The sequence below is a fragment of the Curtobacterium sp. MCPF17_021 genome (assembly GCF_003234605.2).
GTDB lineage: Bacteria > Actinomycetota > Actinomycetes > Actinomycetales > Microbacteriaceae > Curtobacterium > Curtobacterium flaccumfaciens.
This window is the reverse complement of sequence record NZ_CP126252.1, coordinates 341958-366747: the sequence shown is the minus strand read 5'-3', so window position 1 is coordinate 366747 and position 24790 is coordinate 341958. Positions and strand designations below refer to the sequence as shown.

The window sequence follows — 24790 nt, the reverse complement described above, 5'->3', positions numbered from 1 at the left end:
GCCGCGGGCTACGACGCAGCGAGCGCCGCCGGCTCGCCTTCGTGCACGAGCTGGTGCACCCGCTGGTACGAGACACCGAGGACGACCGCGATGTCCCGCAAGGTGAGGCCATCGTCCTTCAGCGAAACGGCGATCGCTCGCCGCAGCGAAAGGGCTCGGGCCTCCTTCACCTCGGCCTCGGCGCGCAGCGCGGTGGCCTCTTCGAGCGAGCGCGCCAGGGCTGGTTCGAGCTCGGCACGGATGACCACGGTGACGTCGTCCTGATCGACCTCGGCGACGAAGGCGATCGCTTCACGCTGGGCATCGGCAGCGAGGTCGAGCCGACGGACCTGCGAGATCGCGCCGGGGAACTGGTCGTTCTGCACGATCCACCAGTTGCCCTCGCGATGCGCACGTGACGTGTAGGTCATCGCCACCACCCCTTCCCGAGCTCTTGCTCGAACTGCTTGAAGAACGCCCGAGCGGTGCCGTCGGCGATCTCGGAGTGCCGCCCGACGGTGCTCCGTGTCGACCCGACGACGATGCCGGTGTGGTTCGTGAGTTCCACTTCCCGGTACTCGAGGCCGGCCGCACGCGCCGCGATCCTGATGCGCTTGAGCACGGCTTGACGTTTCACAGCGTATGTCTACTGCCCTTGATATATCAAGGCAAGCGACATAGACAAGACGGGATACCGTCCCTCTCGCACCGTGCGAGGTGGCCCGCACTTGGAGTGCAGAAATGGTCGGGTGCCCGAAGACGACCCGACCATTTCTGCTCACGAAGCGAACGACGAACCGCCCCGCGACCCCGCGACCCCTCCCCGCCTCAGCGGAAGTGCATGTTCTTCAGCGGGTCGACGAGGGTGCCGTTCCGCCGCGTCTCGACGTGCACGTGCGGCCCCGTCGACTGCCCGGTGTTGCCGGACTTCGCGATCTCGGTGCCGAGCTTCACGATCTGCCCCTGCTTCACCTCGATCTTGCTGAGGTGCGCCGTCAGCACCGCCGTCATGCCGTACGTGACGACGATGTAGTTGCCGTAGGCCGCGTCGTTCGCGATGGTCTTGGTGACCGTCCCGGTCCCGGAGCCGTACACGGCCGTCCCTACCGGCACCGGGGCGTCGGTGCCCTGGTGGTAGCGCGGCACGTGCCCGGCGCCGCGGTCGTCGCCGTACCGGCCGGTGATCTTCGTGCCGTTGACGGGCCAGGCCAGGCCGGTGACCGGTCGGCTCGACCAGACGCGGGTGTCCTTCGCGCCGTAGAGCACGACGTTGCCGTCGACCTGCACGAGCAGGTTGCCCGACCCGGCGGTGCTGGTGCGCGAGCTCCAGAGCGCGACCTTCTTGCGTGAGGCGTCACGGGTCCAGATGACGAAGTTGCCCTTGGCCTGCAGCTCGGCCCAGGCGCCGGGGTGCCCGCCGGTGCGCGACTGCCAGACGACGCGGCCGCTGACCTTCTGCACCAGGTTGCCGTCGGTGCGCATGTTGAGGATGCGCGTGTTCGAGGTGTCGGATCGCAGCACAGTGCCGCCCAGGATGGTGTTCCCTGACGGGACCCGGTCCTGGTAGCCGTTCCAGCTCACGACGACGGTCTTGCCGGCGAGCAGCGCCATCGTGCCGTCGGCGCGCACCTTCAGCGCGGTCGAGTTCACGGTGCCGGCCGAGGCCCAGCGGGCCACACGCTTGCCGTTCTTCGTGATGTCGAGGGCGCGGTTCTTGCCGACCACGGCGATCGCGCCGGAGTTGCCGGCGGTGTTCGACGCCCACAGCACACGGTTGCCGATGCCGTACTCCACCAGGTTGCCGTCGCCCTGCATGATGAGCTTGAACTGGCCGTTCGGCGACGTGACCTGGTCGCCGGGCAGGATCTTGGTGCCGGCCGGGGCCGAGCCGACCCAGACCGCAGAGGCCGCTGCCGGTTCGGCTGTCGCTACGAGCGCCCCTGCCGCCAGGGCCAGTGCCGTCACGGCGCCGGCGATGCGTGGGAGTCGGCGCGCACGTGCGACGGTCGACGGAGTGGTGGTCATGGATCCCCTGCCCTGGAACCGACCGTGCGAGCGCGCGGTCGTTCGGCGCTCGCCCTGCACGAGTCGCCGAACGATGTTCGCTTTTCTGCGCGGGGTGCACAACCCCTTGGACGGGGGGTGTACAGCACGGAGCCGATCGCCGCGGGACAGGATGGGACCATGTCGACGCCGAACCCCGCCTTCGTCCCGCCCGCTGCGCAGACCACCCGTCCGGACCTGCGGGGCACGTTCGGGATGGCGGCGTCGACGCACTGGATCGCGACGGCGACCGCCCAGTCGGTGCTCGAGCGCGGAGGCAACGCGTTCGACGCGGCCGTGGCCGGGGCCTTCGTCCTGCAGGTCGTGGAGCCCCACCTGAACGGCCCCGGGGGCGACCTGACGGCGGTCTTCGCGACGGCGGTCAACCCCGTGCCGACGGTGCTGGTCGGTCAGGGTCCCGCGCCCGAGGGCGCGACCCCGGAGCACTACCGCGCCGAGGGCCTCGACCTGGTACCCGGATCCGGCGCGCTGGCCGCGACCGTCCCCGGCGCGGTCGACGCCTGGCTGCTCCTGCTCCGCGACCACGGCACGTGGGAACTGGCCGACGTCCTCGCCCCCGCGATCGGGTACGCCCGCGACGGCCACCCGGTCGCACCTGCGGTGGTCCGGACGATCACCGCCGTGCGCGGCCTGTTCGAGCAGCACTGGCCCACCTCCGCCACGCAGTGGCTGCCGGGAGGCACGGTGCCGGTCCCCGGGGACCTGGTGCGCAACGACGCACTCGCCGCAGTGCTCGACCGGCTGATCGAGGCCGGCGCCGGTGCCGGCAGCCGGACCGGCCGCATCGATGCGGCCCGGTCCGAATGGGCGGAGGGGTTCGTCGCCGAGGCGATCGACCGGTTCGTCCGCGAACCGCACCGGCACGCGTCGGGCACCGACCACGCCGGGGTCATCCGGGCGTCCGACCTGGCGGCGTTCCGCGCGTCGTACGAACCCGCGACGACCGCCGAGTTCCGTGGCTGCACGATCGCCAAGACCGGACCGTGGGGCCAGGGTCCGGCGCTCCTCCAGACGCTGCGGCTGCTCGAACCGCTCGACGACGCCCTGCTCGACCCGTCGACCGAGCTCGGCGCGCACACGATCGTCGAGGCGCAGAAGCTCGCCCTCGCCGACCGCGAGGCGTTCTACGGCGACGGCGAGGTCCCGATGGACGTCCTGCTCTCCGACGCCTACGCCGACGAACGTCGTACGTTGATCGGCGAGCGTGCTTCGGCCGAGCTCCGACCCGGCACGATCGCCGGGGTCGAGCACGCGCTGCCGCCGGTCCGGACCTCGTACGACTCCGCCGGGTCGGTCGGGGTGGGCGAGCCGACCGTGCAGGTCGCCCGCGCGGCCGAAGCCGACACCGAGGTCCCGCCCGCCGCTCCGCTCGAGGACCGCGGCGAGCCGTTCGTCACCCTCGACGGCGAGACCCGCGGCGACACGTGCCACATCGACGTCGTGGACCGCTGGGGCAACATCGTCAGCGCGACCCCGTCCGGCGGGTGGCTGCAGTCGTCGCCGACGATCCCCGAGCTCGGGTTCTGCCTCGGCACCCGCCTGCAGATGACGTGGCTCGAACCGGGCACGGCCTCGACCCTGCGGCCCGGCGAGCGCCCCCGCACGACGCTGACCCCGACCCTGGTGCTCCGCGACGGGCAGCCGGTCGCCGCGCTCGGTTCCCCCGGCGGTGACCAGCAGGACCAGTGGCAGCTGCTGTTCCTGCTGCGCTGGGTCGTCGGCGGCTACTCCCCGCAGCAGGCCATCGACGCACCGGCGCTGCACACCACGTCGTTCCCGGGGTCGTTCTGGCCGCGCACGTGGGAGCCCGCGGGCCTGGTCGTCGAGGACCGCCTGGGTGAGGAGGTCATCGCGGCGCTCGAGGCCCGCGGACACGTCGTGACTCGCGGCGGTGACTGGAGCCTGGGCCGGCTGTCGTGCGTCACCCGTGACCCGGACACCGGGATCCTCGGCGCTGCCGCGAACCCCCGCGGCGCCCAGGGCTACGCGGCGGGACGCTGACCGACGCCCGTTCCTTCCCAGAACACCCGCACTGGAAAGTGGAATCGGGCGTACCTGGTCAAAAGTTCCGACCAGGCACGCCCGATCCGACCCAGGTACGCCCGATTCGACCAGGCACGCCCGATTCGACCAGGTACGCCCGAATCGACCGGGTACGCCCGGTTCAGAGCGTCGGGACGACCACCGCGCGACCCGAGAGCTCCCCGGACTCGAGCTTCCGGTACGCCTCGAGTGCATCGGACAGGGCGTACCGCTCGACGTCGGGGACGATCTGGCCGGCGCGGTACATCGCGACGACCTCGTGCAGGTCCTCGATGGTGCCCCAGTAGGTGTTCGTGATCGTCGACTCGTACGGCGTCGCGAAGAAGTTCCACTCGGTGGTGCCGCCGGCGATCCCGACGACGGTGAACCGCCCGCCGACCGCCATCGAGGCCTGCGCGACCTTGATCGTGGGGGTGGCACCGACGAAGTCGAAGGCAGCGTCGACGCCGCGTCCGCCGGTGATCTCGCGGATGCGCTCGGCCTGGTCCGGGCCGCCGGGGACGGTGATCGCGCCACGGGCGGCAGCGCGGTCCATCGCGTCCTGCTTCATGTCGGTCGCGATGACCGTGGCACCGGTGAGCGCCGTGAGGATCTGCACGGCGATCTGCCCGAGGCCGCCCAGGCCGACGACGAGCGCGAAGCGACCGCCACCAGCCAGGTTCGGCAGGGAGTTCTTGATCGCGTGGTACGGCGTGAGCGCGGCGTCGCTCAGCGGTGCGGCGGCGATCGGGTCGGCGTCGCCGAGCGGCACGAGGTTCCGCGCCGGGACGCTCACGTACTCCGCCATGCCGCCGTCGCGCCCGAGGCCGATCCCCATGTAGGGGTTCGTCGCGGCGTTCTCGCAGTAGGTGTCCTGCCCCTTCGAGCAGTACGAGCAGTGCCCACAGCCGACCGGCCCGTAGACCAGGTAGGCGTCGCCCTCGGCGAAGCCGGTGACCCCGTCGCCGACGGCCTCGACCCAGCCGGAGTTCTCGTGGCCGAGCACGAAGGCGGGGGCCTGGGCTCCCGGCTGCCCCTGCTGGAACTCGCGGTACACGGCGACGTCCGAGTGGCAGGCACCGGCGCCGGCGACCTTGAGCAGGACCTCACCCGGCCCGGGTGCGGGCTTCGGGACCTCGGTCAGGGACGGGAAGGTCTGGTACTGCTCGAACACGACGGCGCGCATGGGGTTCTCCTTTGATCGCCCTTCACGCTACACCTGTCGTTGAGGACGACATGTGTCGTCCAGTTGCCTCGAGACCACGCCCTCCCGCGAACAGTCCGCGGTCGAACCGTGCCCCACCAGGGCGCGACGACCGCGCCACCATGACACCCAGCACGACCGCACCGAGCGGCCCGGTGAACACGAGGAGCAGGATCCACAGACCGCTGTGGTCCCGGTCGTGCAGTCGCCGCACGAGCAGCGACCACCGGGGCACGATGGTCATGATCTTTGGGACGAGGATCGCCAGGTCCCACGCGTCCGGCCAGACGTCCCGCCCACCGCTGCCCCAGCCGAACCACCCGTCCCGCCCGCGGTCGATCAGGTGGAACGAGACCCGCGGTGACGGGACGACCCCGAACGGGTCGACGTACATCTCCCACCGCCCGCCGGTCCCGTGCACGCCGACGACCCAGAGCGCGACCCCGACCAGCGCGAGCTCGAGCGCGATCACCCACCAGAACTCCGAGCGACTCGCCCGCCCGTGGAACCGCCACCCCTGCGTCCAGAACCGGAGCCAGGCGACCACCGGGTTCGTCACGACGGCCGGCCCCTGCTCGAGTACGGACTCGCGGAAGCCTCTCATGTCGCTGTCCCCCATGTGCCAGATCGTAGGGCAGACCTGCGTCTTCGCCGTGAGCCCGTTGCGAGAACGGTCGTTCTCCGATTGACTCAGGAGCGGTGGTCCCGTTCGGGGCCGCTCCCCCACACGAAAGGAGCGGGCATGCCCACTCGCACCGCACGCACCGCCTGGAACGGCGGCCTCGAGGACGGTTCCGGCCAGGTCGAACTCTCGAGCTCGAAGGTCGGCACGTACGACGTCTCGTTCCCGAAGCGCACTGCCGAGGACGCCGGGGGCACCACGAGCCCCGAGGAGCTCATCGCCGCCGCACACTCGGCCTGCTACGCCATGCAGTTCTCCGCGGTCCTCGGCGAGGCCGGCGGCACGGTCGAGGCCCTCGACGTCAAGGCCGACGTCTCGCTCGGCCCGGACCCGGCCGGCGGCTTCCGCCTCACCGGCATCGTCCTGACCGTCAGCGGCGAGGTCTCCGGCATCGACGAGACCGCCTTCCTCAAGGCCGCCGAGGACGCCAAGGCGACCTGCCCCGTCAGCAAGGCGCTGACCGGCGTCGAGATCACGCTGCACGCGACCTTCGAGCAGTAGGCGCGGGACGTAGGAGCGTCACCACCTGACGGACGGGAGGCCCGTGGCGACCCCGCCACGGGCCTCCCGTCCGTCGTCCACCTACGCTGGGTGCCGTGCCCCGCTTCCTCGCCACCCCGACCCTCGTCGCCCTCTGGCTCGGCCTGCTGGCCGTCGTCCTCGGGATCGTGTTCGTGCTGACGACTCCGACCTTCACATTCGGCTTCGCAGCCTTCGCCCCGCTGTCCGACTACGCGTTCGTCGCGGGGAGCCGCCCATGGCAAGCGACGGTGGGACCGGTCCTCGTGCTGGTGGGCGCGGTCGTCGCGGCGTTCGCCCTCGGTCGTCTGAGCACGCGCCGCCGGGGCTGATCCGAAGGCGTCCAGCGGACGTCCGGACTCGGCCGCCGTCGACTGGCACCATGGCGTGATGGCCGAGCAGCACCCCCCGGGCCCGCACAAGCCGGGCCGCCCACCCCGGCCACGACGCCGCAGCCTCGCGCAGCACGACCTGCGCGACGCACGTGCCCGCCTGCGCGGGACGATCTACGAGCACGTCGAGCCCGACGCCAAGGGGCGCGACCAGTACACGGCGACCCAGATCGTCGACTTCTGCCTCGACCTGGCCGAGGTCATGCTCGCCTCGGGTGCCGACACCCGCAGCGTCGAGACGGCCGTCGTCGCGGTCTCGACGAAGTGGAACCTCGCGCCGCTCGACCTCGACTTCTCCGGCAGCTCGGTGACCATCCAGTACGCCCCGGCCGACGTCCCGCCGCTCGTCAAGGTCCGCACCGTGCGGTCGGACGGCTCCGACCTCGACAAGCTCGCGCGTGCGAACCAGATCGTCGACGACCTGATCCACGACGACCGCGACATGACCTCGGCGGTGAGCGCCCTGGTCGCCGTCCTGCGACTCCCGCCGCGGTGGCCGATGTGGCTGTCCGACGTCGGCCTGTCGGTCCTCGGCATCTCGATCGCCGTGCAGGCCGGCGGCGGATGGCGCGCGGGACTCGGGGCGTTCGTGCTGATGCTCGGGATCATCGTCTCCGGACGCTGGCTGACCGACCGGGGGTACCCGCAGTTCTTCGTGTCCGGGGCGCAGGGCGCGGTGGCGTCGGCGATCGGCACGCTGGCCATCTGGGCCGGCGTGCTGAACGCGAACGGCGCCGCGACGATGGTCGCGGCACTCGTGGTGCTCCTGCTGCCGCACCCGTCCCTGGTGACCTGGGCGCAGGACGCCATCTCCGGGTTCCGGGCGATGGCCGTGGCCCGGGCGTTCTACATCGGGCTGGTCATCGCCGCGATCGTGGTCGGGGTGCCGGCCGGGATCGCGATGACGCACTGGCTGCGGATCGAGGTCGACCCGTCCGGCATCGTGACGCAGACCCTGCCGCTCTGGGCATCGCTGTCGCTGACCGTGGTGTCGGCGGGCGCGAACTGCTTCGTGCAGCAGGCGAGCGCCCGCGTGATCCCGGTCGCCGTGGTGTTCTCGGTCGCCGCCGGTGCCGCGCTGTGGGCACTGCGGCAGGCCGGGCTGCCGCTCCTCGGGGCGACGTTCCTGGCGGCGGTGCTGCTCGGGGTGCTCTCGACCTACGCGGCCGTCCGGATGCGCACGGCCGTGGCGGCGATCGCGGTGCCGGCGTTCTGCGGGGCGCTGCTGCCCGGTGTCGCCGTGTCGAACGCCCTGCTGAACTTCATGTCCGGCTCGTCGAGCGCCGCACTCGACTTCGTGGCGGCGGTGTCCGTGGCACTCGGGATCGGCGCGGGCCTGGTGCTCGGCGGGCTCTTCGCGACGCCCGGTGCCCGTCGAGCGCTGCGCCGGACGCGTCGGGTCGTCGTGCACTCGGTCCACAACGACACCACGGCGCTGCGCGTCATCCGTGACACCGGGTACGACCCCGGCGACGGTTCGGAGCCGCGCGGGTCGCGCTCGAACGGCGCTTCGTAAGGCGCTTCGTGAGCAGAAGAGGTCGAGTGCGACGCACGCACCCGACCTCTTCTGCTCACCGAGTGGGCCGGCCGCGCTCAGCCGGCGTCGGACACCGCGCTCGACACCGCGGTCGGGGCGTCGTACTCGCCGTCCGGGATCGCGCGGAGCGCCTCGAGGACGTCGTCCGGGGCGCCCTCCTGCTCGGCCGTCGAGACCACGTCGTCCTTGGACGCCGGGTAGTCGATGCCGCTCAGGTACTTCTGGACCTGGATGGGGTTCGGTGCTGCCATGTCGGTTCCTTCCGTCAGGTTGCGACTCCCGGAGTACCCGCGGGGCGCTGCACGACGGCGCGGGGAACGCGCTCCGCGGACGAACCGCCGGTCAGATCTCCCAGCTGCCCGAGTCGTCCTCGTCCCACATCGCCAGACGGCGGGCGGCCTGCGGCTCGTACCGCTCCATCCAGCCGCGCTCGAGCCGGGCGACCGCGCGGTCGAACGCCGCCACCAGGTCGAGCTCGGCGCGCAGCAGGGCCTGCAGCTGCAGCCCCTCGTACAGGGCGATGAGCTGCTCGGCACCGCGGCGCGGGTCCATCGTGTGCGGGGCACGGCCGATCGCGACGTCGTGCTCCAGGCCGCGCTTGATCTGCGCGAAGAAGAGCTGGTACCGCGACCGCAGGTAGGTCGCCATCGGGTGCGCCGGGTTGCCCGCGACGGACAGCAGGGCGACGAGCAGGCGCATCAGGGCCGGGTCCTCGGCGTTCGAGGCGACGATGGCGCGGAGCAGGTCCACGGTCGAGCCGTCACCGACCTCGTGCGTGACCTCGTCCATCCGGGCACCGTTCCAGCGGTCCAGCGCGGCGAGGACCAGGCCGTCCCACGACGGGAAGTGCTGCTCCAGCTCGGCGACGCTGATGCCCATCCGCTCGGCGACCTGCACCGGCCGGGCCTCGTGGAAGGGGACGTCCCGGAGCAGGTCGACGGTGGCACCCACGATCGTGATCCGCAGGTGCAGTGTGGCCGCCGCGGCCGCTGCGGCCTGCGTGTCGGCGCTGGTGTGTTCGAGCATCGTGCCCTCCGTCGTCCCCGGACGTCCTGTCCGTGTCACCCCGGGTCCGGGGTACCTCCATCCAAACGCAGAACGGGGGACATAAGAATCCCCGGTACGGGTGTCGGCACAAGGGGGGACAGACCACGACGTCGAGCCGGTTCGCGGCCGTCCGTGCGACCATGCGGGCATGACCCCGAACGACCCCACTGCCCAGGGACTCGCGACCATGGCCTCGACCGGCTTCGAGTTCGGCGGCGACCCCGACCAGGTGGCGCACGACGTCCGGGCCATGTGGGAACAGCTCGGACGGCCCGCCGGTGCCTTCGAGGCGGCGGCTCGAGCCATCGCCGTGCTGCCCCAGCGCCCCGAGGTGCCGATCGCCGACCAGGCCCGCCGTCGCGCGTTCGAGCAGGCGATCGGCATCAACCCCGTCGAGGTCGAGCTGGCCGCCGCGATGTCGGCGCGCGAGCTCCTCGAGCGGATGGCGCGCTCCGTCAGCTGCTGACGCGACCAGGCGCCGCGGACCGGACCACACGGACGACGGGAGGCGCGGTACCCACCGGCACCGCGCCTCCCGTCAGAGTCCCGTCAGGAACAGCGCCCTACGGCGTCGGCATCCCACCGTCGACGTGCAGCGTCTCGCCCACGACGTACGACGACTCACCGCTCGCCAGGAACACGTAGGCCGGCGCGAGCTCGGCCGGCTGGCCCCAGCGGCCCAGGTAGGTCTGCTCGCCCGCGCTCGGCAGCGCCTCCGGCGGCTGACCGCCGGCCGGCTGCAGCGGCGTCCAGATCGGGCCCGGAGCGACCGCGTTGACGCGGATCCCCTTCGGCGCGAGCTGCGCGGCCAGGCCCTTCGCCATGTTGTTCACGGTCGCCTTCGTGGCCGCGTAGTGCACCAGGTGCGGCGACGGGGCGTACGCCTGGATCGACGTCGTGTTGATGATCGTGGAGCCGGGCTGCAGGTGCGGCACGGCGGCCTTCGTGATCCGGAACGTCGCGTACGCGTTGGTCTTGAAGGTCTCGTCGAACTCCTCGTCGGAGATCTTGGTGATGTCGTCGACGTTCTGCTGCTTGCCGGCGTTGTTCACCAGGATGTCGAGGCCACCGAGCTGCTCGACCGCGTCGGCGACGAGCTGCTCGCAGACCTCGAGCGAGGTGATGTCGCCCGGCAGTGCGACGGCCTTGCGTCCGGCGGCCTCGATGAGCCCGACGATGCGGTCGGCGTCCTCCTGCTCCTCGGGCAGGTACGAGATCGCGACGTCCGCACCCTCGCGGGCGTAGGCGATCGCCACGGCGGCACCGATGCCGGAGTCGCCACCGGTGACGAGTGCCTTGCGGCCGGTCAGACGACCCGAGCCGCGGTAGGTGTCCTCGCCGTGGTCGGCGGGGACGTTCTGCGCCATCTCCGCGTCGGTGCCGGCACCCTCGAGGTACTGCTCGTCGGGCTTCTTGTCGGCGTACATCTTCGTGGGGTCCTGCATCACATACTGGTCAGGCCCGGTCTGGTCGTTCTGCTGGTCCGTCATGCCGCCGACGGTACGCAGGGGGTCGCTGCGGGCCGTCCAGGAGGCTGTCCCCCGTTGCGCGGACCGGCCTGCGCCCGCCGGCCGCACCACTCCAGGGCCGCAGGTGCGTGATCCTCGTTTGTCACGGTCCGGTGACGGGCAGGCTCCGATTCGGTAACACCTGTCGTTCTGTTCCGATCGAGGCCCTACCGTCGAACGGTGACTCCTCGGACCCTGCTGGCGCTCGGCGCCGCCGTGCTGGCCTTCTCGGCCGGTGCGCTCGCGTTCGACGGCACCGCCGGGCTCGGGGCCGACGTGGCCGTGGCCGCCGAGACCTCGCACGACGCCGCTCCGGTGCACGTGACGAAGGCGGAACTCCGCCGGGTGGACTCGATCGAGCTCGACGCCGAGGCACTCGTGCTCCGGAACGGCGACGACACCGTGGTCGAGTCCTCGATGCGCGACTCCGGTCTGACCGTGAGCGTCCTGAACCGTCTGCTCGGCACACCGTCCCGCACGCAGACCGCCGAGGGCGACGGCGGGGCGTGCTTCCCCGCGGGCACCACCTACACCTGGGGCGGTGCCATCCGCGTCGCAGCCCTGACGACCGACGCGGCGGCCGGCAACGCCGTCGAGATCCGGGTGCTGCGCAACTCGGTCCGCAGCGTGCTCGGCCGGCAGATCGAGCTGACCGGCCCGGGCGGTGTCCGGGTGGGCGACGACATCGCGGACGAGATCGCCGACGCTCCCCGCTCGGAGCGGGTGTCCTACGGCTCGGACGACTCGCGCGCCTGGCAGCTCCTGCTCCGCGAGGGCTGGGCCAACCGGCACGACGACGAGTCGAGCGAGCACTCCGGCGACGCCGGCACCAACGGGGTCTCCGCCCTGACGAACGAGACGACCGTCACGGTGCTCGGTTCACCGATGCCCGTCCACGCGCAGCGCAGCTGCTGAAGCGACTCAGACCCGCAGTGTCGCGACCACCGGGAAGTGGTCGCTGGCGAACCAGGTCTCGGGACCGTCGTGGTCGATGACGATGCGGTCCACGGCGCTGACGTCGCGGGTGAGCACCCAGTCGATCCGCTCGCCCGAGTCGACCGGCGGCTGCCAGTCGTTGAACGTGGCGGTGCGGTCGGCGGGGTCCCCCGCGGCGAGCCAGGCGTCGGCGAACCCGGCCTCGGCGAACACCCGCGAGGCCGTCCCGCTCCCCGCGGGTTCGTTGCAGTCCCCCGCGAACACGACCGGGCCGGTGGTGCCCGCCAGTCGTTCGGCGATGAGCGCGGCACTCCGGCCCCGGACCTCGTCACCGTGCGCACCGGGCTCGTGGTCCAGGTGCGTGGTGAGCAGGGTGAACGCGGGCCCCTCGGCGTCGAGGAACCGGGCGTGGTTCGCGATCCGCGGGTACAGGCTGCCCCAGGTGTTCGAGACGGGCTCGTCCGGGGTGTCCGACAGCCAGAACGACCCCTCGTCGGACGGACGGAACCGGTCGCGGCGGTAGAAGACGGCCGCGTGTTCACCGGCGTCACCGCCCTCGCGCCCCTGTCCGACGTCGGCGTGGTCCGGCAGGCCGGCACGCAGGTCGTCCATCTGGTGCGCGAAGGCCTCCTGCACGCACAGCAGGTCGGGGTCGTGCCGGTGGATCAGGTCGAGCACGACCGGCAGGCGGGCCGGCCAGTCGTGCGCGGGGTCCGGGTTCTTGATGTTGTAGGTCATCAGGACGATCGGGCGTGCGGCGCTGGTCACACCGTGAACCTACCGACCGGTTGCCCGGCGGGTTCCCATCAGTTGATGCAGGTGCCCTCGGTGCCGTAGTTGTGCACGTCGGTCGACTTGGCCGTCGGCTCCTTCGCGGGCTTCTTCGTCGGCTTCGAGCCGGTGCTGGAACCGCCGGTCGACGGCGTCGACGCCCCGGCGCTCGGCTCGGTCGCGATCGGCTTCGCGGTCTTGCCGTCGGTGCCGAGCACGAGCGTGACACCGGTGACCGCACTGGTGCGGACGGCGACGGCGCCGGGCACCACGGACGCGATGGCCTTCGCCTGCGACTCCTGACCGGCGGGGTACTGCACCTGGGTGGTCTTCGTCGTCGCGGACGAGCCGGCCGGGGCGACCTGGAAGCCGCGGGCGGTCAGGACCTGCCCCGCAGCCGTCGCAGCGCCCTCGACCCCGCTGCCGTTCAGCACGGTGACCGAGGTGTTCGCCGGCTGTGCGCGGCCCGCCTTCGTGTACGCCTCGGGTTCGCCGACCAGGCCCTGCACGAACGCGGGCAGGCCGACGGTGTCGACCTCGACGATCGACAGGGCGGAGCCGTTCACGTAGATGGTCGGCGTGCCGAGCGTCGGGATCGTGGCGGACTGGATGTTGCCGGGCCGCAGGTTGCGCATCTGTGACGCCAGGTCGATGAGGTCGGTGTCGGTCTGGATCGATCCGCCGACGGCCTTGAGGATGTTCCCCATCTTCACCGGGTTGAGCAGCGTCCCCGCCGACGTGACCTTCCGGGCCTCCTGCGACAGGAAGTACTGCTGGCGGACGTTGCGGTCCAGGTCACCGTTCGGCAGGCCGTGGCGCTGTCGCACGAAGGACAGCGCCTCCTTCGCGTTGAGCGAGGACTTGCCCGCCGGCAGGTCGACGCCGGAGTACGGGTCGCTGGTCGCCTGGTTGAGGCAGACCTGCACCGGGCCGAGTTCCTTGACGACCTGGTAGAAGCCGAGCAGCGAGACACGGACGTAGTGGTCGATCTGCAGGCCGCTCAGGTTCTCGATCGTCTTGATGAGCATCTTCGCACCGCCGGTGTCGCCACCGCCGTTGAGCGTGCCGTAGTAGAAGGCGCTGTTGAGCTTGCCCTTGCCGACGTCCGGGATGTCGACGTACGAGTCACGGGGGAACGAGATCATCGTCGCCTGGCTGCCGTCGGCGTTGATGTGCAGCACGATCATCGTGTCGGTGTTCGTCGCACCACCGTCCGACGTCGTGCTGAGTTCCGCCATCTGCTCGGGGGTGGCGTTCTCCGGCCGGTGGTCGTCGCCGACGAGCAGGATGTTCTGCGCCTTGCCGTCGACGTCGTCCTTCGTGTCCTTCTTGCCGGTGATCGCGTTGACGATCGTGACGCCGTCGGACAGCTGGTTGTACGCGTACCCCGCGTACCCGACGCCCAGCAGGAGGGCCATCGTGAGCACCCCCGCGACGGCCGGGAAGACGACGCCTGCGCGTCGCTTCTGGCGCCCGTGGCGCGGCGTCGCAGCACCGCGGTGTGCGGGCTCGGTCGTCTGCTCGGGTTCGTTGCTCACCGGGAAACCATAACCGCCGCGCGGGGAACGGACATGGGATGCGCCTGGAAGGTCACCCCGTACTCGCCGTCACCCCGTGACGGACTGGAGGCCCGTGGCGGGGTCGCCACGGGCCTCCAGTCCGCCCCTTGGTCGCGCTCGGCACGCTAGTCGCGCGACGGGAGCAGGTGGATCGCTTCCATGGCGAGTTCCGCAGCGATGGGGTCCTTCGCGACGACGGCGTCCTTGAGCTTCGTCAGCTCGGGCAGGATCACGTCGGCCGGCAGGAGCTCGGCGAGCTCCGGCACGCGGAGCTTGAAGGAGAGCCCGTCCGTGGTCGAGTTGCAGAGCTGCACGAGGGACGAGTTGCCGCACGCGTCCGCCCACATCGAGTAGATGCCGGCTCCGTCGCGCGCGACCTGGTCCTGCTCGTCGGCGCTCACCCGCGCGTGCACGTCGTCGAGCATCTTCACGATCTTCTTGCGCTGCGCGTCCGTGAACCGGGGCACCGCGAGCCGCACGACGCCGCCGTAGATCACGCCGAGGGTGCGGTACGCGTCGAGGAGCTCCCCCTTCGTCGGCGCCGCGACCCGGGTGTAGCGGTTCGGCGCCATCTCGATGAGGCCGGCCCGGGCGAGTTCGGCGAGGGCTTCGCGGATCGGCGTCCGGGAGACCCCGAGCCAGGCGATCAGGTCGTCGTCGTTGAGCCGTTCCCCGGGCTCGAGCGTGCCGTCCATGATGGCGTCGCGGATCTTGTCCTGCACCGTGTCACGGAGGAGCTTGCGCTCGGCAGCGGGCTGCGTCGAGGGAACTGGCATGGGTCCAGCGTGTCACATGTCAGGGTTCGTGCGCGAGAGGCGCGACGGCCACCAGGCGCGGTGCCCGAGGTCGTAGGCCAGCGCCGGCACGAGCAGCGAACGAACCACGATCGTGTCGAGCAGGACGCCGAACGCGACGACGAACGCGATCTGCACGAGGAACAGGATCGGGATCACGCCGAGGGCGGCGAACGTGGCGGCGAGCACGACGCCCGCCGATGTGATCACTCCGCCGGTCACGCCGAGTCCGCGCAGGACGCCCTCGTGTGGACCGTGCCGCAGCGCCTCCTCGCGCACTCGTGTCATGAGGAAGATGTTGTAGTCGACGCCGAGTGCCACCAGGAACACGAACGAGTACAGCGGCACGCTCGGGTCCGCGCCCGGGAAGTGGAACACGTGGTCGAAGACGAGCGCTCCGACGCCGAGGGCCGCCGCGAAGGACACGATCACGCTGCCGATCAGCACGAGCGGCGCGACGATGCTGCGGAGCAGGAGCATCAGGATCAGCAGGATCACGACGAGCACCACGGGGATGATGAGGGTGCGGTCACGGATGCCGGTGTCGTTCGTGTCGACCGCCGTCGCGGTGACGCCACCGACGATCGCTCCCGGGTCGACCCGTTCGACGGCGGTGCGGAGGTCGCGGACGGTCTGCTCGGCGGCGTCCGAGTCGGCGGCGTCGGACAGCGTCGCCTCGAGCAGGACGTCACCACGGGAGACGGTCGGCGTGCTGCTGCCGGCGGCGGACCCGGTCACCGGGACGGTCCCGGCGGGGCTGTCCTTCGCCGCGGCGACGACACCGTCGACCCCGTCCACCGCGGTGATCGCGTCGACGAGCTGGTCGAGGTCGCGCTCCGCGCCGATGACCTGCGCGGGGCTGCCCGAGCCGCCCGGGAAGTGGTCGGCCAGCACGTCCTGACCGTCACGGGCCTGCGACGACCCGATGATCAGGTCGCTCTGCGGCACCCCGTCCGCCTTGAGTCCGAACAGGCCGGCACCCATCGCGAGCAGGCCGACCGTGCAGACGATCCACACCACCCGGGACCGACGGGCGACGAGCCGGCCGACGCGCGCCCAGATGCCGCGGGCGTCCGGACCGGTGAGCACGGGGTGGGCGCTGCCGAACGCGGGACGCAGCGGCCAGAACGCCGCGCGGCGGAACGCGAGCATCAGCGCGGGCAGGAGTGTCAGGGCGGCGAGCAGGCTGAACGCGATGCCGATGGCCGCGACGGGGCCGAGCGCCTTGTTCGAGTTGAGGTCGGAGAGCAGCAGGCAGAGCACCCCGACGATCACCGTGCCGCCCGAGGCCAGGATCGGCTCGAGGCTCCCCCGCAGGGCGGCCTTCGTCGCGTCCCAGCCGGTGCGGTGGTCGCGCAGCGCCTCCCGGAAGCGCGAGGTGTACAGGAGCGCGTAGTCCGTCGCCGCGCCGATCACCAGGATCGACAGGATGCCCTGCACCTGCCCGTTGACCGTCACGATGTCGGCTTTGGCCAGCCACCAGACCACGAGGATCGAGGCGCACAGGGCGAAGGTGGCGGTCCCGAGCACGAGCACGGGCAGCAGGGGTGATCGGTAGACGATGATCAGGATCACGAACACCGCGGCGAGCGCCACCCCGAGCAGCAGCCCGTCGATGCCGGCGAAGGCCTCGGTCAGGTCCGCGGTGAACCCGGCCGGGCCGGTGACGTAGCCGCTCACCCCGGACGGCAGTGCGTCGTCGACGTCGGCCCGGATGGCCTCGACCGCGTCCCCGGTCTCGGCGTCCTGCGTGAGCGTGGCGACGATCTCGACCGCGTCGCCGTCCTCGCTCGGGATCACCGGGCTGACGGCATCGACGTCGGCGCGGTCGGACAGCGTCGTGGTGAGTGCCTTCGCGTCGGCGAGGTCGGTCGACGTCAGGCCGCCGTCGCGCTCGAGGACGATGATCGCGGGCGCTCCGGACTCGTCGCGGAACTCGGAGGACCGCTCCTGCACCTTCGTGGCGTCGGCCGAGGCGGGCAGGAACGAGGTCTGGTCGTTGGTCGAGACCTCGGAGATCTTGCCGAAGAAGGGACCGCCGACCGAGGCGATGCCGAGCCAGACCACGATGACGAGCGCGGGGAGGACGATGCGGAGGAAGCGGGACACGTCGGTGAGCGTACACCGATCGTCAGCATGCTGATTACTTGACCGTCGAGCGCTGCTGACGACCATAGAATCACGGCATGCAGGACACGAGCGAGCAGTGGCCCCTCGGGCGCCTGCTGTCCGCGGCTGCACGGTCCGTCGAGCGGGACTGGGACGAACGACTCCGCGCCATCGGGCTCTCGCACGCCGCGGTCGTCGCGATCGACATCCTCATCCGGACCGGTCCGACCGGCGCGGACACCATCGCCCGCACCGCACGGGTCCAGCCGCAGACGATGTCCCGCACGCTCGAGCGGATGGAGCGGGACGGCCTGGTCGAGCGCACCCCACATCCCGCCGATCGCCGGCGCCGCGTGGTGAGCGTGACGTCCGCCGGCCGGTCCGCCTGGGAGACCGCGCGGCACATCGAGCGCGAGGTCCTGCCGGAGGACCCGGCGCTCCGATCGGCGCTGGGCGAACTGCTCGGCAAGCCGCAGTCCGAGTGAAACACTGTTCATGAAATACCACATGCGATAAGATCCTGTGGTCGGTGCGTGCCGACCTGACCACAGGAGCCCCGCATGTCCGAACGCCGAGCCGCCCGCGCGGCCGTTGCACACGCTCACCATGCCGCCAGCAGCAGACGGCGGCGGCGGCCGTTCCTCGTCGCGCTGATCACGACGCTCGGCTCGCTCGTCGGCGTCGCCCTGGTCGTCGCCGTCGTCGCGAGTGCGTTCGTCGGCGGTCTCGCTCGGAGCTTCGACGCCGGGCGCGAGACCATCACGAACCCGTTCCCGAGCGGCACCCGACCGACTCCGACAACCGGCGAGAACGTCCTGCTCATCGGTTCCGACTCCCGGGCGCAGGGCAACCCCGATGGTGGCCCTTCGACGTCCGGCGGGCGCTCGGACACCCTGATGCTGGCGCACGTACCCGCCGATCGTCAGCACGTCTACCTGATGTCGATCATGCGGGACTCGTGGGTCGAGGTCCCCGGGCACGGGCGCGCCAAGATGAACGCCGCGTACGCCTGGGGCGGGGTACCCCTGACCGTGCAGACCGTCGAGCAGCTCCTGGACGTCCGGGTCGACCACGTCGCCGAGATCGACTTCACCGGGTTCGAGGACATGACCGATGCCCTCGGCGGCGTGACCGTGTCCTCCCCGCAGGCCTTCTCGACCGCCCACCACGACTTCGTGGCGGGGACGAACCGCCTCGACGGCGCCGACGCACTCGCCTTCGTGCGGGAGCGTCACGCCTTCGCCGACGCCGACCACACCCGGGTCAGCAACCAGCAGGCGTTCATGCGCGGCGTCGTGGAGGGACTGCTGTCCCGCGGCACGGTCACCAACCCCGGGCGCATCCAGGACTTCGTCGCCGCGACCAGTGAGCACCTGTCGGTCGACGCGGGGTTCACGTTCGCTCGGATGGCGGAACTCGGGTGGTCGCTCCGCGCGGTCCGGGCCGACGACCTGGTGACCTTCACGGTGCCGACGGCGGGCTCCGGGACGTCACCGGACGGACAGTCGATCGTGACGCTGAACCAGCTCGAGGTCGGGTCCCTGTCCCAGGCGCTCCGGTCCGACGACGTCGCCGGCTGGCTCAGCGACAACCCGCAGTAGCCCGGCACCGCACGCACGACGACGCCCCACGACTCGAGGTCGTGGGGCGTCGTCGTGTTCGGTCTGCGGAGAGATCAGGCGGGGAGCTGGAGCTCCTGGCCGGCGTAGATCAGGTTCGCGTCGTCGATGGTCGACGTGTTCGCGGCCCAGAGCTGCTTCCAGCCGCCGTCGATCCCGAGCTTCGTCGCGATCGTGTCGAGCGTGTCACCCGAGGCGATCGTGTACGTCTTGCCGCTCGTCTTGACCGGGGCCGGCTTGCTCGGCGTCGTCGCTGCCGGGGCGGGCGTGGACTCGGTCGTGCTCGGCGAGGCCGGCTGCGGGGCGGCCTGCTCGGCGGGAGCCGGTGCCGGTGCCGGTGCAGCGGGCTGCGGGGCGGCCTGCTGTGCGGGAGCCGGAGCCGGTGCGGGGGCCGGAGCCGCCGCGGCGGGCGCTGCACCGCTGGTGCCGCTCAGCCCGAGCTGGGCGGAGCAGGCGGGCCACGCACCCCAGCCCTGCGAGGCGAGGACACGCTCGGCGACGGCGATCTGGGCTTCGCGGCTGGCGGAGGCGGGGTTGCCCGCGCCACCGTTCGCCTGCCAGGTACCGAGGTTGAACTGCAGGCCGCCGTAGTAGCCGTTGCCGGTGTTGATGGCCCAGTTGCCGCCGGACTCGCACTGCGCGAGGGCGTCCCAGGTCGAACCGGACGCTGCGTTCGCGGGGGCTGCCGCGAGGCCGACACCGGTCGCGGCGATGCCGGCGAACGCCAGGCCACCGACGATGGTGCGGGTACGGGAAAGCTTCTTCATGTGATTGCTCCACCGGGGTCACGAGCCGCATCTGTTGCGGGATCCACTGCCCACCCCGACCGATCGCGGTCAGTTGTGGGGGTGCGCCACCGGGGGCAGTGGTCATCGGGCCGGCGGCACCTCGGTCGGCAACCATAGGAAACTCTTGACCGTTATCAAACCGAGACAAACGGTTCTACCCGTGCATGCTATGTACCCCGCCCCGGAACCTGAACGGCTCGATGCCCATGGCCATGGTGATCGAGGCGTACCCGGGTACGTGTCCTTGGCAATTCCCTGGCAATGCCGATCGGCGGTCGGGATCAGGCCCGCGTGAGCAGGGTCACGGCCTCGAGGTGACCGGTCTGCGGGAACATGTCGAGCACCCTGGCCCGACGCAGCCGGAACGACGGCATGCGCGCCAGGTCCTTCGCCAGGGTCACCGGGTTGCAGCTCGAGTAGACGACGTGCTGGACGTCCGAATCCTCGAGCCAGGTCGACAACCGCTCCCCGATCCCGCGACGCGGAGGGTTCACGACGACGAGCTCGGGCACCGCGTCCGGACGGGCCCGGAGGGCGTGCTCGGTCGCGTCGTCGGCGGCGAACCGGAGGCCCTCGAGGCCGGCCTCACGAGCGGACTGCTTGGCGGAGCGGATCGCCTCGGCGCTCGTCTCGATGCCGGTCACCACGCGGCCGGGACAGGCAGCGTGCAGCGCGAACCCGCCGACGCCGCAGTACAGGTCCCACATCGACGCCGGGTCGAGCTCGTCGATCCAGGCCGTCGCCTGCGCGTACAGCTCGGTCGCGACGCCGGTGTTCGTCTGGAAGAAGCTCTGCGGCCGCAGGTGCATCGTGATCCCGCCGAGCCGCATCGGCAGGGTCTCCTGCTCGGTCAGCACGATCTCGCGGTCGCCCTCGGTGACGGCCTTGTGCTCGGGCAGCAGGTTGGCGGTCACCACGACCGCGTTCGGCAGTGCGGCACGCAGGGCGTCGAGGTGCTGGCGGAGCCGCGGGAGCTGCCCCTCGGAACGCAGCACGAACCGGATCATCAACTCGCCGTCGGGCGACTCGGTGACCAGGACGTACTTGAGCTCACCCCGGCGCGCGGCGACGTCGTACGGGATCAGCCCGGCGGTCGAGACGAACTCGGCCAGCACGGGCAACGCGTGCCGGATGCCGGGCGTGCAGATCCCGCAGTGCCGCAGGTCCACCCCGCGCTGCCGGTGGTCGAGGATGCCGACGGTCGGGTGCTGGACGGACCCGCCCACGACCATCTTCGCCTTGTTCCGGTACCCCGACTCCGGGCTCGTGATCGCGGGCGACCAGGAGACCGCTCCGGGGCCCCCGGCGGCCTCGACCGCGGCGTGCAGGAGTTCACGCGTGCGGAGTTCCTTGTCGAGGACCTGGTCGGCGTAGGGCTGGCCCATGAGCGTGCACGACCGGCACACCCCGCGGTCGAAGTAGTCGCACTGCATGGCCGAGTCAGGATACGGCAGCGTCCCGCGTCGTCGTGGCGATCCGGTACACCGACGTCGTCGCGGTCAGGAAGAGCGTCGTGCCGTCGTCGCCGCCGAAGCACAGGTTCGACGTGACCTCCGGCACGGCGACCGCACCGATCCGGGCACCCGCCGGGTCGAACACGACGACGCCGCGGTGCGAGGACGACCAGACGTTGCCGTGCACGTCGACCCGGATGCCGTCCGGCGCACCCTCTCCGGGCTCGAGCCGCGCGAACACCCGGCCGTTCTTCAGCAGGTCACCTCGGCGGTCGTAGGCGCGGATGACCGGCTCGTCGCCCGACGAACTCGCGATGTACAGCACCCGCTCGTCCGGGTCGAAGGCCAGGCCGTTCGGCTCGTCCAGGTCGGTCGCCACTGGCCGCAGGTCCTCGCCCGCCGGCCCGCACCGGAACACCCAGTGGTCGCCGTACTCACGCACGCCCGGGTGTCCCTCACGCGGCTGGGTGATGCCGTAGGCGGGGTCGGTGAACCAGACGCCGCCGTCCCGCGCGACCACCACGTCGTTCGGGGAGTTGAACCGGCCCCCGTCCCACGTGTCGACGATCGGCGTGACGACGCCGTCGCGGTCCCGCTCGACCCGACGCAGCCCGTGCGAGCACTGCACGACGCTGCCGTCCCGGTTGAGCGTGCGGCCGTTGGTGAACTCGACACCGTCCGCGTACACCGAGGTCTCCCCCGAGTCCGCGTGCCACTGCAGGATCCGGTCACCCGGGATGTCGGACCACCGCAGCGTGCGCGTCGACGGGATCCAGCAGGGCCCCTCGGCCCAGGTGCTGCCGGTGGCGATGCGCTCGATCGCGTCGGGGTCCGGTACGAGGTCGTCGAGCAGCACGGGTTCTCCTTCGAACGGGCTGCCCAGCCTACGTTCGTCAGGCCGCGGCCGCAGCCTCACTCCGTCGTCGCACGGCCTTCTCGATCGCGGAGATCGCGAGGCCGAGCAAGATCGACGCCACGACCGCGAGGGTCGTGACGAGGAAGGGCTGCTCGCGGCTCCAGCGCCCGGTGGCCGAGGCGATGCCGACGCAGTACGCGGCCCACACGACGTCGGCGAGCACGCAGCTGAGCAGGAACCGCCGGAGGTCGAGCCCGCTGTCGGCGCCGACCAGGTTCGTCGTCAACCGGCCCATCGGGATGAAGCGTCCGAGCACCGCGATGCGCCCGGGAGCGGCGCGGTAGCGGCCGTCGATGGCGTCCCGGGCCGCGCGGACCTTCGGACGCGCGAACCACGACCTCGAGCCGAGGTCGACCGACCGCGCCAGGTGGTAGAGCCCGAGGTCGCCGAGGACCATCCCGATCGACGCCGCGACGACGAGGAAGAGGACCGGCAGGAGACCGCCGTCACCGCCCACCAGGAGCGTGCCGATCGCGACGACGAGTGCCTGGCTGGGCAGGAAGACCGCGACGCTGCCCACGGCGAGCACGAGGCCGACCACGAAGAACGCCCACGGGGTGCCGACGAGCTGGACGACCAGGTCCTGTGCTGCGTCCACGACTCACCCTCCACGGGCACCGGAGGGGCGCGCCGGGGTCCATCCTCGCAGGTCCGGCGCGCTCCGCTCACGTGCGGTCGACGATCGCCCGCATGGTCGAGGCCGCGTCGTCCGGGCGGCCGTCGAGGACGGCATCGGCGAGTGCCAGGTGGAGGCCGACGTCGTGCCGGTCCGGGCGGATGCTCCCGCGTTCGCGCAGTACCTGGCCGACGACCTGGTGCAGGCGTCGGTACAGGGCGTTGCCGGACAGGTCGAGCACGAGCGCGTGGAACCGCACGTCCGCGGCCACGAAGTCGAGGCGGTCGTCGCGGGTCGCGGCGGCGGCGAGCTCGTCCGCGGTGGTGCGGAGGGCCTCCCGTCGGTCCGCGCACTCGTCGAGCGCCGCTCGCCGCGCCGCAGCGGCAGCGGCGGCGGGTTCGACCGCCGCCCGCAGCTCGCGGAGCTCGGCCGCCACGCGCTCCCCGTCGGGTCCCCGCAGACGCCACCGCACCACACGCGGGTCCAGGACTTCCCACTCCCGCACGTCGAGGACGGTCACGCCGACCCGGCGCCGCGCGGTGAGCAGGCCGAGGGCGACGAGGACGCGGACGGCCTCGCGGACGATGCTGCGACTGGCGCCCGTCCAGGTCACCAGGTCGTCGACGCTCCGGCGGCTGCCCACGGCGACCACACCGGAGACGACGGCGGCACCGACCTGGTCGAGGACCCGTTCGAAGGTGCTCGTCACCGCTGCGAGACCGGCGACAGCACGAGCTCGTCGATGCGCACGTGTGCCGGCGACCCGAGCACGAAGGCGACCGTCCGCCCGATGTCCTCCGGTTGGAGCATGCGCTGCCGGGCGGCCGCGTCGGGGACCTCGGGCCGTTGGTCGAGGAAGTCCGTCGCGACGTCACCCGGGCACAGGTGGGTGGCACGCACGCCGTGCTCGGCCTCCTGCTGGTTGAGCGTCCGGACGACCGACGCGAGCGCGGACTTGCTCGCCGAGTACGCGACACCCGCCCCCGGCTGGAAGGACCACCCGGCGTACGACGACACGACGACGACCACGCCGCCGGCCGCGCGGAGTGCCGGCAGCGCGGCGTCCACCAGCGAGACGACGGCGGTGAGGTTCGTGTCCACGATCGCGCGGAAGTCGGTCAGCGACTGGTCGTCCCACCGGCGCCTCGGGGCGTTGAGCCCGGCCGCCAGCACGAGCCCGTCGAGCCGCCCGTGCCGCTCGAGCACGGTGTCCCGCGCGGCTGCGACGGCATCGGGGTCGTTCGCGTCGAGGGGCAGGACGTCCGCGGTTCCCCCGGCGCAGCGGACGGTGCGCGCGACCTGCTCGAGCCGGTCGGCACGGCGCCCGCTGAGGACCACGGTCCAGCCGTCCCGCGCCGCTGCCTCGGCGCTCGCGGCCCCCATGCCGCTGCCCCCACCCGTGACCCAGAGCACACGCTGATCCGTCATGCTCGAATAGTATGCCTATTCAAGACACCGACGACGGGAGCAACGATGCACCTCGACCTGACCGACCGAGTGGTGGTCGTGACCGGCGCAGCGCGCGGAATCGGCCGCACGCTCGCCGACCGCTTCGTCAGCGAGGGGTGCCGCGTCGTCGCACTCGACCTCGCCTTCGAACCGGACTTCCCGCTCGACCACGTCGTGTGCAACGTCGCCGACCCGCAATCGGTGCGCGACGCCGTGGACGAGGTCGTCCGGCGGCACGGCACGATCGACGTGCTGGTGAACAACGCCGGCATCAACGTCACGGGCACGGTCGCCGAACTGGAGTGGGACGCCTGGCGCCGCTGCATGGACGTCAACCTCGGCGGCACGTTCCTGATGAGCCAGGCCGTGGCTCCGGTGATGCAGGCGGCCGGGCACGGTCGGATCATCAACGCCGCCTCGTTCGCGGCGATCGTGCCCAGCGTCGGGAGCGCGGCCTACGCGGCGTCGAAGGCCGCCGTCGTCTCGTTCACCCGGGTCCTGGCGTCGGAACTCGGCCCGTGGGGGATCACCGTGAACGCCTACGCACCGGGCATGGTGCCGACGGCGATGAACGGCTTCGCGACGATGCCGACCGAGGCGCAGGACCGCCTGCTCGACACGCTGTCGCTCCGCCGGTGGGAGACGCCGGACGACGTTGCCGACCTGCTCGTCTTCGTGGCGAGCGACGCTTCCGGGTACATCACCGGCACCCTGCTCGACGTCTCCGGGGGCAAGCTCGCGACGCAGATCCCCGCTCGCGCACACGGCCGGACCTGAGCGGACTGCTGTCTGGCCGCACAGGTTCTCCACATGGCCTCCTCCGTA

Annotated in this window: 27 protein-coding genes; 9 read left to right on the top strand and 18 right to left on the bottom strand. The window is 71.6% G+C overall.

What is annotated here, in order from left to right:
• Positions 1-8 precede the first annotated feature (8 nt).
• From DEJ29_RS01805 to DEJ29_RS01795, 3 genes are all read right to left on the bottom strand, one after another.
• Complete coding sequence (locus DEJ29_RS01805; RefSeq protein WP_146248289.1) at positions 9-410, bottom strand: hypothetical protein; 402 nt, start codon at positions 408-410, stop codon at positions 9-11.
• Complete coding sequence (locus tag DEJ29_RS01800) at positions 407-616, bottom strand: ribonuclease PH (protein ID WP_217499911.1); 210 nt, start codon at positions 614-616, stop codon at positions 407-409. Before DEJ29_RS01800 ends, DEJ29_RS01805 begins: the two co-directional genes overlap by 4 nt.
• A gap of 191 nt (positions 617-807) precedes the next feature.
• On the bottom strand, positions 808-2004 hold the full coding sequence (locus tag DEJ29_RS01795) for a peptidoglycan DD-metalloendopeptidase family protein (RefSeq protein ID WP_110865535.1): 1197 nt from the start codon (positions 2002-2004) through the stop codon (positions 808-810).
• A gap of 159 nt (positions 2005-2163) precedes the next feature.
• On the opposite strand from DEJ29_RS01795, the gene DEJ29_RS01790 reads away from it, so the two are divergent.
• Positions 2164-4044 carry a gamma-glutamyltransferase gene (locus tag DEJ29_RS01790; RefSeq protein ID WP_111094434.1) on the top strand — a complete coding sequence of 627 codons (1881 nt, stop codon included), beginning with the start codon at positions 2164-2166 and terminating at the stop codon, positions 4042-4044.
• A gap of 163 nt (positions 4045-4207) precedes the next feature.
• Here the strand turns inward: DEJ29_RS01790 and DEJ29_RS01785 are convergent, their stop codons facing one another.
• Both DEJ29_RS01785 and DEJ29_RS01780 read right to left on the bottom strand, forming a co-directional pair.
• Positions 4208-5251: an NAD(P)-dependent alcohol dehydrogenase gene (locus DEJ29_RS01785; protein ID WP_111094348.1), complete on the bottom strand. Its 1044-nt coding sequence runs from the start codon at positions 5249-5251 to the stop codon at positions 4208-4210.
• 22 nt (positions 5252-5273) lie between these two features.
• Positions 5274-5888 (bottom strand): DUF805 domain-containing protein, encoded by a 615-nt coding sequence (locus DEJ29_RS01780; protein WP_111094349.1) that lies wholly within the window; start codon positions 5886-5888, stop codon positions 5274-5276.
• A gap of 123 nt (positions 5889-6011) precedes the next feature.
• Here DEJ29_RS01780 and DEJ29_RS01775 point away from each other — a divergent pair, with 123 nt between their 5' ends.
• The 3 genes from DEJ29_RS01775 (at position 6012) to DEJ29_RS01765 (ending at position 8378) form a co-directional block, all read left to right on the top strand.
• Positions 6012-6452: an OsmC family peroxiredoxin gene (locus tag DEJ29_RS01775; RefSeq protein WP_111094350.1), complete on the top strand. Its 441-nt coding sequence runs from the start codon at positions 6012-6014 to the stop codon at positions 6450-6452.
• Positions 6453-6547: 95 nt separating this feature from the next.
• Entirely contained in the window at positions 6548-6802 is a 255-nt protein-coding gene (locus tag DEJ29_RS01770) for a hypothetical protein (protein WP_111094351.1), read from the top strand.
• A 58-nt stretch (positions 6803-6860) separates the two neighbouring features.
• Positions 6861-8378 (top strand): threonine/serine exporter family protein, encoded by a 1518-nt coding sequence (locus tag DEJ29_RS01765; protein ID WP_111094352.1) that lies wholly within the window; start codon positions 6861-6863, stop codon positions 8376-8378.
• A 77-nt stretch (positions 8379-8455) separates the two neighbouring features.
• On the opposite strand, the gene DEJ29_RS01760 is transcribed toward DEJ29_RS01765, so the two are convergent.
• Both DEJ29_RS01760 and DEJ29_RS01755 read right to left on the bottom strand, forming a co-directional pair.
• Positions 8456-8650: a DUF2795 domain-containing protein gene (locus DEJ29_RS01760; RefSeq protein WP_027467172.1), complete on the bottom strand. Its 195-nt coding sequence runs from the start codon at positions 8648-8650 to the stop codon at positions 8456-8458.
• Positions 8651-8741: 91 nt separating this feature from the next.
• The gene (locus tag DEJ29_RS01755; protein WP_111094353.1) at positions 8742-9425 is read right to left on the bottom strand and encodes a TetR/AcrR family transcriptional regulator; all 684 of its coding nucleotides are present in this window, start codon (positions 9423-9425) and stop codon (positions 8742-8744) included.
• Between the two features lie 169 nt (positions 9426-9594).
• Here DEJ29_RS01755 and DEJ29_RS01750 point away from each other — a divergent pair, with 169 nt between their 5' ends.
• Entirely contained in the window at positions 9595-9912 is a 318-nt protein-coding gene (locus tag DEJ29_RS01750) for a hypothetical protein (protein WP_027467174.1), read from the top strand.
• Between the two features lie 97 nt (positions 9913-10009).
• On the opposite strand, the gene DEJ29_RS01745 is transcribed toward DEJ29_RS01750, so the two are convergent.
• Entirely contained in the window at positions 10010-10936 is a 927-nt protein-coding gene (locus tag DEJ29_RS01745) for an SDR family oxidoreductase (RefSeq protein WP_110858602.1), read from the bottom strand.
• A gap of 198 nt (positions 10937-11134) precedes the next feature.
• Between DEJ29_RS01745 and DEJ29_RS01740 the strand changes: the two genes are divergently transcribed.
• On the top strand, positions 11135-11869 hold the full coding sequence (locus DEJ29_RS01740) for a hypothetical protein (RefSeq protein ID WP_111094354.1): 735 nt from the start codon (positions 11135-11137) through the stop codon (positions 11867-11869).
• Between the two features lie 6 nt (positions 11870-11875).
• Here DEJ29_RS01740 and DEJ29_RS01735 read toward each other — a convergent pair whose 3' ends face one another.
• From DEJ29_RS01735 to DEJ29_RS01720, 4 genes are all read right to left on the bottom strand, one after another.
• The gene (locus DEJ29_RS01735; protein ID WP_111094355.1) at positions 11876-12658 is read right to left on the bottom strand and encodes an endonuclease/exonuclease/phosphatase family protein; all 783 of its coding nucleotides are present in this window, start codon (positions 12656-12658) and stop codon (positions 11876-11878) included.
• A gap of 38 nt (positions 12659-12696) precedes the next feature.
• Positions 12697-14199: an LCP family protein gene (locus tag DEJ29_RS01730; RefSeq protein WP_071404828.1), complete on the bottom strand. Its 1503-nt coding sequence runs from the start codon at positions 14197-14199 to the stop codon at positions 12697-12699.
• 146 nt (positions 14200-14345) lie between these two features.
• Positions 14346-14996, bottom strand: coding sequence for a GntR family transcriptional regulator (locus DEJ29_RS01725; protein WP_110865543.1), 651 nt, complete (start codon positions 14994-14996; stop codon positions 14346-14348).
• A 12-nt stretch (positions 14997-15008) separates the two neighbouring features.
• On the bottom strand, positions 15009-17123 hold the full coding sequence (locus DEJ29_RS01720; RefSeq protein WP_111094356.1) for an MMPL family transporter: 2115 nt from the start codon (positions 17121-17123) through the stop codon (positions 15009-15011).
• 77 nt (positions 17124-17200) lie between these two features.
• On the opposite strand from DEJ29_RS01720, the gene DEJ29_RS01715 reads away from it, so the two are divergent.
• On the top strand, positions 17201-17608 hold the full coding sequence (locus DEJ29_RS01715) for a MarR family winged helix-turn-helix transcriptional regulator (RefSeq protein ID WP_110865545.1): 408 nt from the start codon (positions 17201-17203) through the stop codon (positions 17606-17608).
• A 75-nt stretch (positions 17609-17683) separates the two neighbouring features.
• Entirely contained in the window at positions 17684-18724 is a 1041-nt protein-coding gene (locus tag DEJ29_RS01710; protein WP_111094357.1) for an LCP family protein, read from the top strand.
• Positions 18725-18798: 74 nt separating this feature from the next.
• Here DEJ29_RS01710 and DEJ29_RS01705 read toward each other — a convergent pair whose 3' ends face one another.
• The 6 genes from DEJ29_RS01705 to DEJ29_RS01680 all read right to left on the bottom strand — a co-directional run bounded on the left by DEJ29_RS01705 (position 18799) and on the right by DEJ29_RS01680 (position 23944).
• Positions 18799-19509 (bottom strand): LysM peptidoglycan-binding domain-containing protein, encoded by a 711-nt coding sequence (locus DEJ29_RS01705; RefSeq protein WP_111094358.1) that lies wholly within the window; start codon positions 19507-19509, stop codon positions 18799-18801.
• 302 nt (positions 19510-19811) lie between these two features.
• Positions 19812-20963 carry a 23S rRNA (uracil(747)-C(5))-methyltransferase RlmC gene (gene rlmC / locus DEJ29_RS01700; RefSeq protein ID WP_111094359.1) on the bottom strand — a complete coding sequence of 384 codons (1152 nt, stop codon included), beginning with the start codon at positions 20961-20963 and terminating at the stop codon, positions 19812-19814.
• A 7-nt stretch (positions 20964-20970) separates the two neighbouring features.
• Positions 20971-21837, bottom strand: coding sequence for an SMP-30/gluconolactonase/LRE family protein (locus DEJ29_RS01695; RefSeq protein ID WP_502866896.1), 867 nt, complete (start codon positions 21835-21837; stop codon positions 20971-20973).
• A gap of 40 nt (positions 21838-21877) precedes the next feature.
• The gene (locus DEJ29_RS01690; protein WP_071404822.1) at positions 21878-22498 is read right to left on the bottom strand and encodes a DedA family protein; all 621 of its coding nucleotides are present in this window, start codon (positions 22496-22498) and stop codon (positions 21878-21880) included.
• Between the two features lie 67 nt (positions 22499-22565).
• A complete protein-coding gene (locus DEJ29_RS01685; protein WP_111094360.1) occupies positions 22566-23225 on the bottom strand; it encodes a FadR/GntR family transcriptional regulator in 660 nt (219 codons plus the stop codon).
• Complete coding sequence (locus DEJ29_RS01680) at positions 23222-23944, bottom strand: SDR family oxidoreductase (protein ID WP_181438129.1); 723 nt, start codon at positions 23942-23944, stop codon at positions 23222-23224. The genes DEJ29_RS01685 and DEJ29_RS01680 overlap by 4 nt, the downstream gene beginning before the upstream one ends.
• Positions 23945-23989: 45 nt before the next feature.
• Here DEJ29_RS01680 and DEJ29_RS01675 point away from each other — a divergent pair, with 45 nt between their 5' ends.
• Positions 23990-24742: an SDR family NAD(P)-dependent oxidoreductase gene (locus DEJ29_RS01675; RefSeq protein ID WP_111094362.1), complete on the top strand. Its 753-nt coding sequence runs from the start codon at positions 23990-23992 to the stop codon at positions 24740-24742.
• Positions 24743-24790: the final 48 nt, after the last annotated feature.

Excerpts from the sequence above, each read along its gene's own strand:
- DEJ29_RS01805 (WP_146248289.1), bottom strand. The coding sequence starts at position 410 with ATGACCTACACGTCACGTGCGCATCGCGAGGGCAACTGGTGGATCGTG.
- DEJ29_RS01795 (WP_110865535.1), bottom strand. The coding sequence starts at position 2,004 with ATGACCACCACTCCGTCGACCGTCGCACGTGCGCGCCGACTCCCACGC.
- DEJ29_RS01790 (WP_111094434.1), top strand. The coding sequence starts at position 2,164 with ATGTCGACGCCGAACCCCGCCTTCGTCCCGCCCGCTGCGCAGACCACC.
- DEJ29_RS01785 (WP_111094348.1), bottom strand. The coding sequence starts at position 5,251 with ATGCGCGCCGTCGTGTTCGAGCAGTACCAGACCTTCCCGTCCCTGACC.
- DEJ29_RS01780 (WP_111094349.1), bottom strand. The coding sequence starts at position 5,888 with ATGGGGGACAGCGACATGAGAGGCTTCCGCGAGTCCGTACTCGAGCAG.
- DEJ29_RS01775 (WP_111094350.1), top strand. The coding sequence starts at position 6,012 with ATGCCCACTCGCACCGCACGCACCGCCTGGAACGGCGGCCTCGAGGAC.
- DEJ29_RS01765 (WP_111094352.1), top strand. The coding sequence starts at position 6,861 with ATGGCCGAGCAGCACCCCCCGGGCCCGCACAAGCCGGGCCGCCCACCC.
- DEJ29_RS01760 (WP_027467172.1), bottom strand. The coding sequence starts at position 8,650 with ATGGCAGCACCGAACCCCATCCAGGTCCAGAAGTACCTGAGCGGCATC.
- DEJ29_RS01755 (WP_111094353.1), bottom strand. The coding sequence starts at position 9,425 with ATGCTCGAACACACCAGCGCCGACACGCAGGCCGCAGCGGCCGCGGCG.
- DEJ29_RS01750 (WP_027467174.1), top strand. The coding sequence starts at position 9,595 with ATGACCCCGAACGACCCCACTGCCCAGGGACTCGCGACCATGGCCTCG.
- DEJ29_RS01745 (WP_110858602.1), bottom strand. The coding sequence starts at position 10,936 with ATGACGGACCAGCAGAACGACCAGACCGGGCCTGACCAGTATGTGATG.
- DEJ29_RS01725 (WP_110865543.1), bottom strand. The coding sequence starts at position 14,996 with ATGCCAGTTCCCTCGACGCAGCCCGCTGCCGAGCGCAAGCTCCTCCGT.
- DEJ29_RS01715 (WP_110865545.1), top strand. The coding sequence starts at position 17,201 with ATGCAGGACACGAGCGAGCAGTGGCCCCTCGGGCGCCTGCTGTCCGCG.
- DEJ29_RS01710 (WP_111094357.1), top strand. The coding sequence starts at position 17,684 with ATGTCCGAACGCCGAGCCGCCCGCGCGGCCGTTGCACACGCTCACCAT.
- DEJ29_RS01705 (WP_111094358.1), bottom strand. The coding sequence starts at position 19,509 with ATGAAGAAGCTTTCCCGTACCCGCACCATCGTCGGTGGCCTGGCGTTC.
- rlmC (WP_111094359.1), bottom strand. The coding sequence starts at position 20,963 with ATGCAGTGCGACTACTTCGACCGCGGGGTGTGCCGGTCGTGCACGCTC.
- DEJ29_RS01680 (WP_181438129.1), bottom strand. The coding sequence starts at position 23,944 with ATGACGGATCAGCGTGTGCTCTGGGTCACGGGTGGGGGCAGCGGCATG.
- DEJ29_RS01675 (WP_111094362.1), top strand. The coding sequence starts at position 23,990 with ATGCACCTCGACCTGACCGACCGAGTGGTGGTCGTGACCGGCGCAGCG.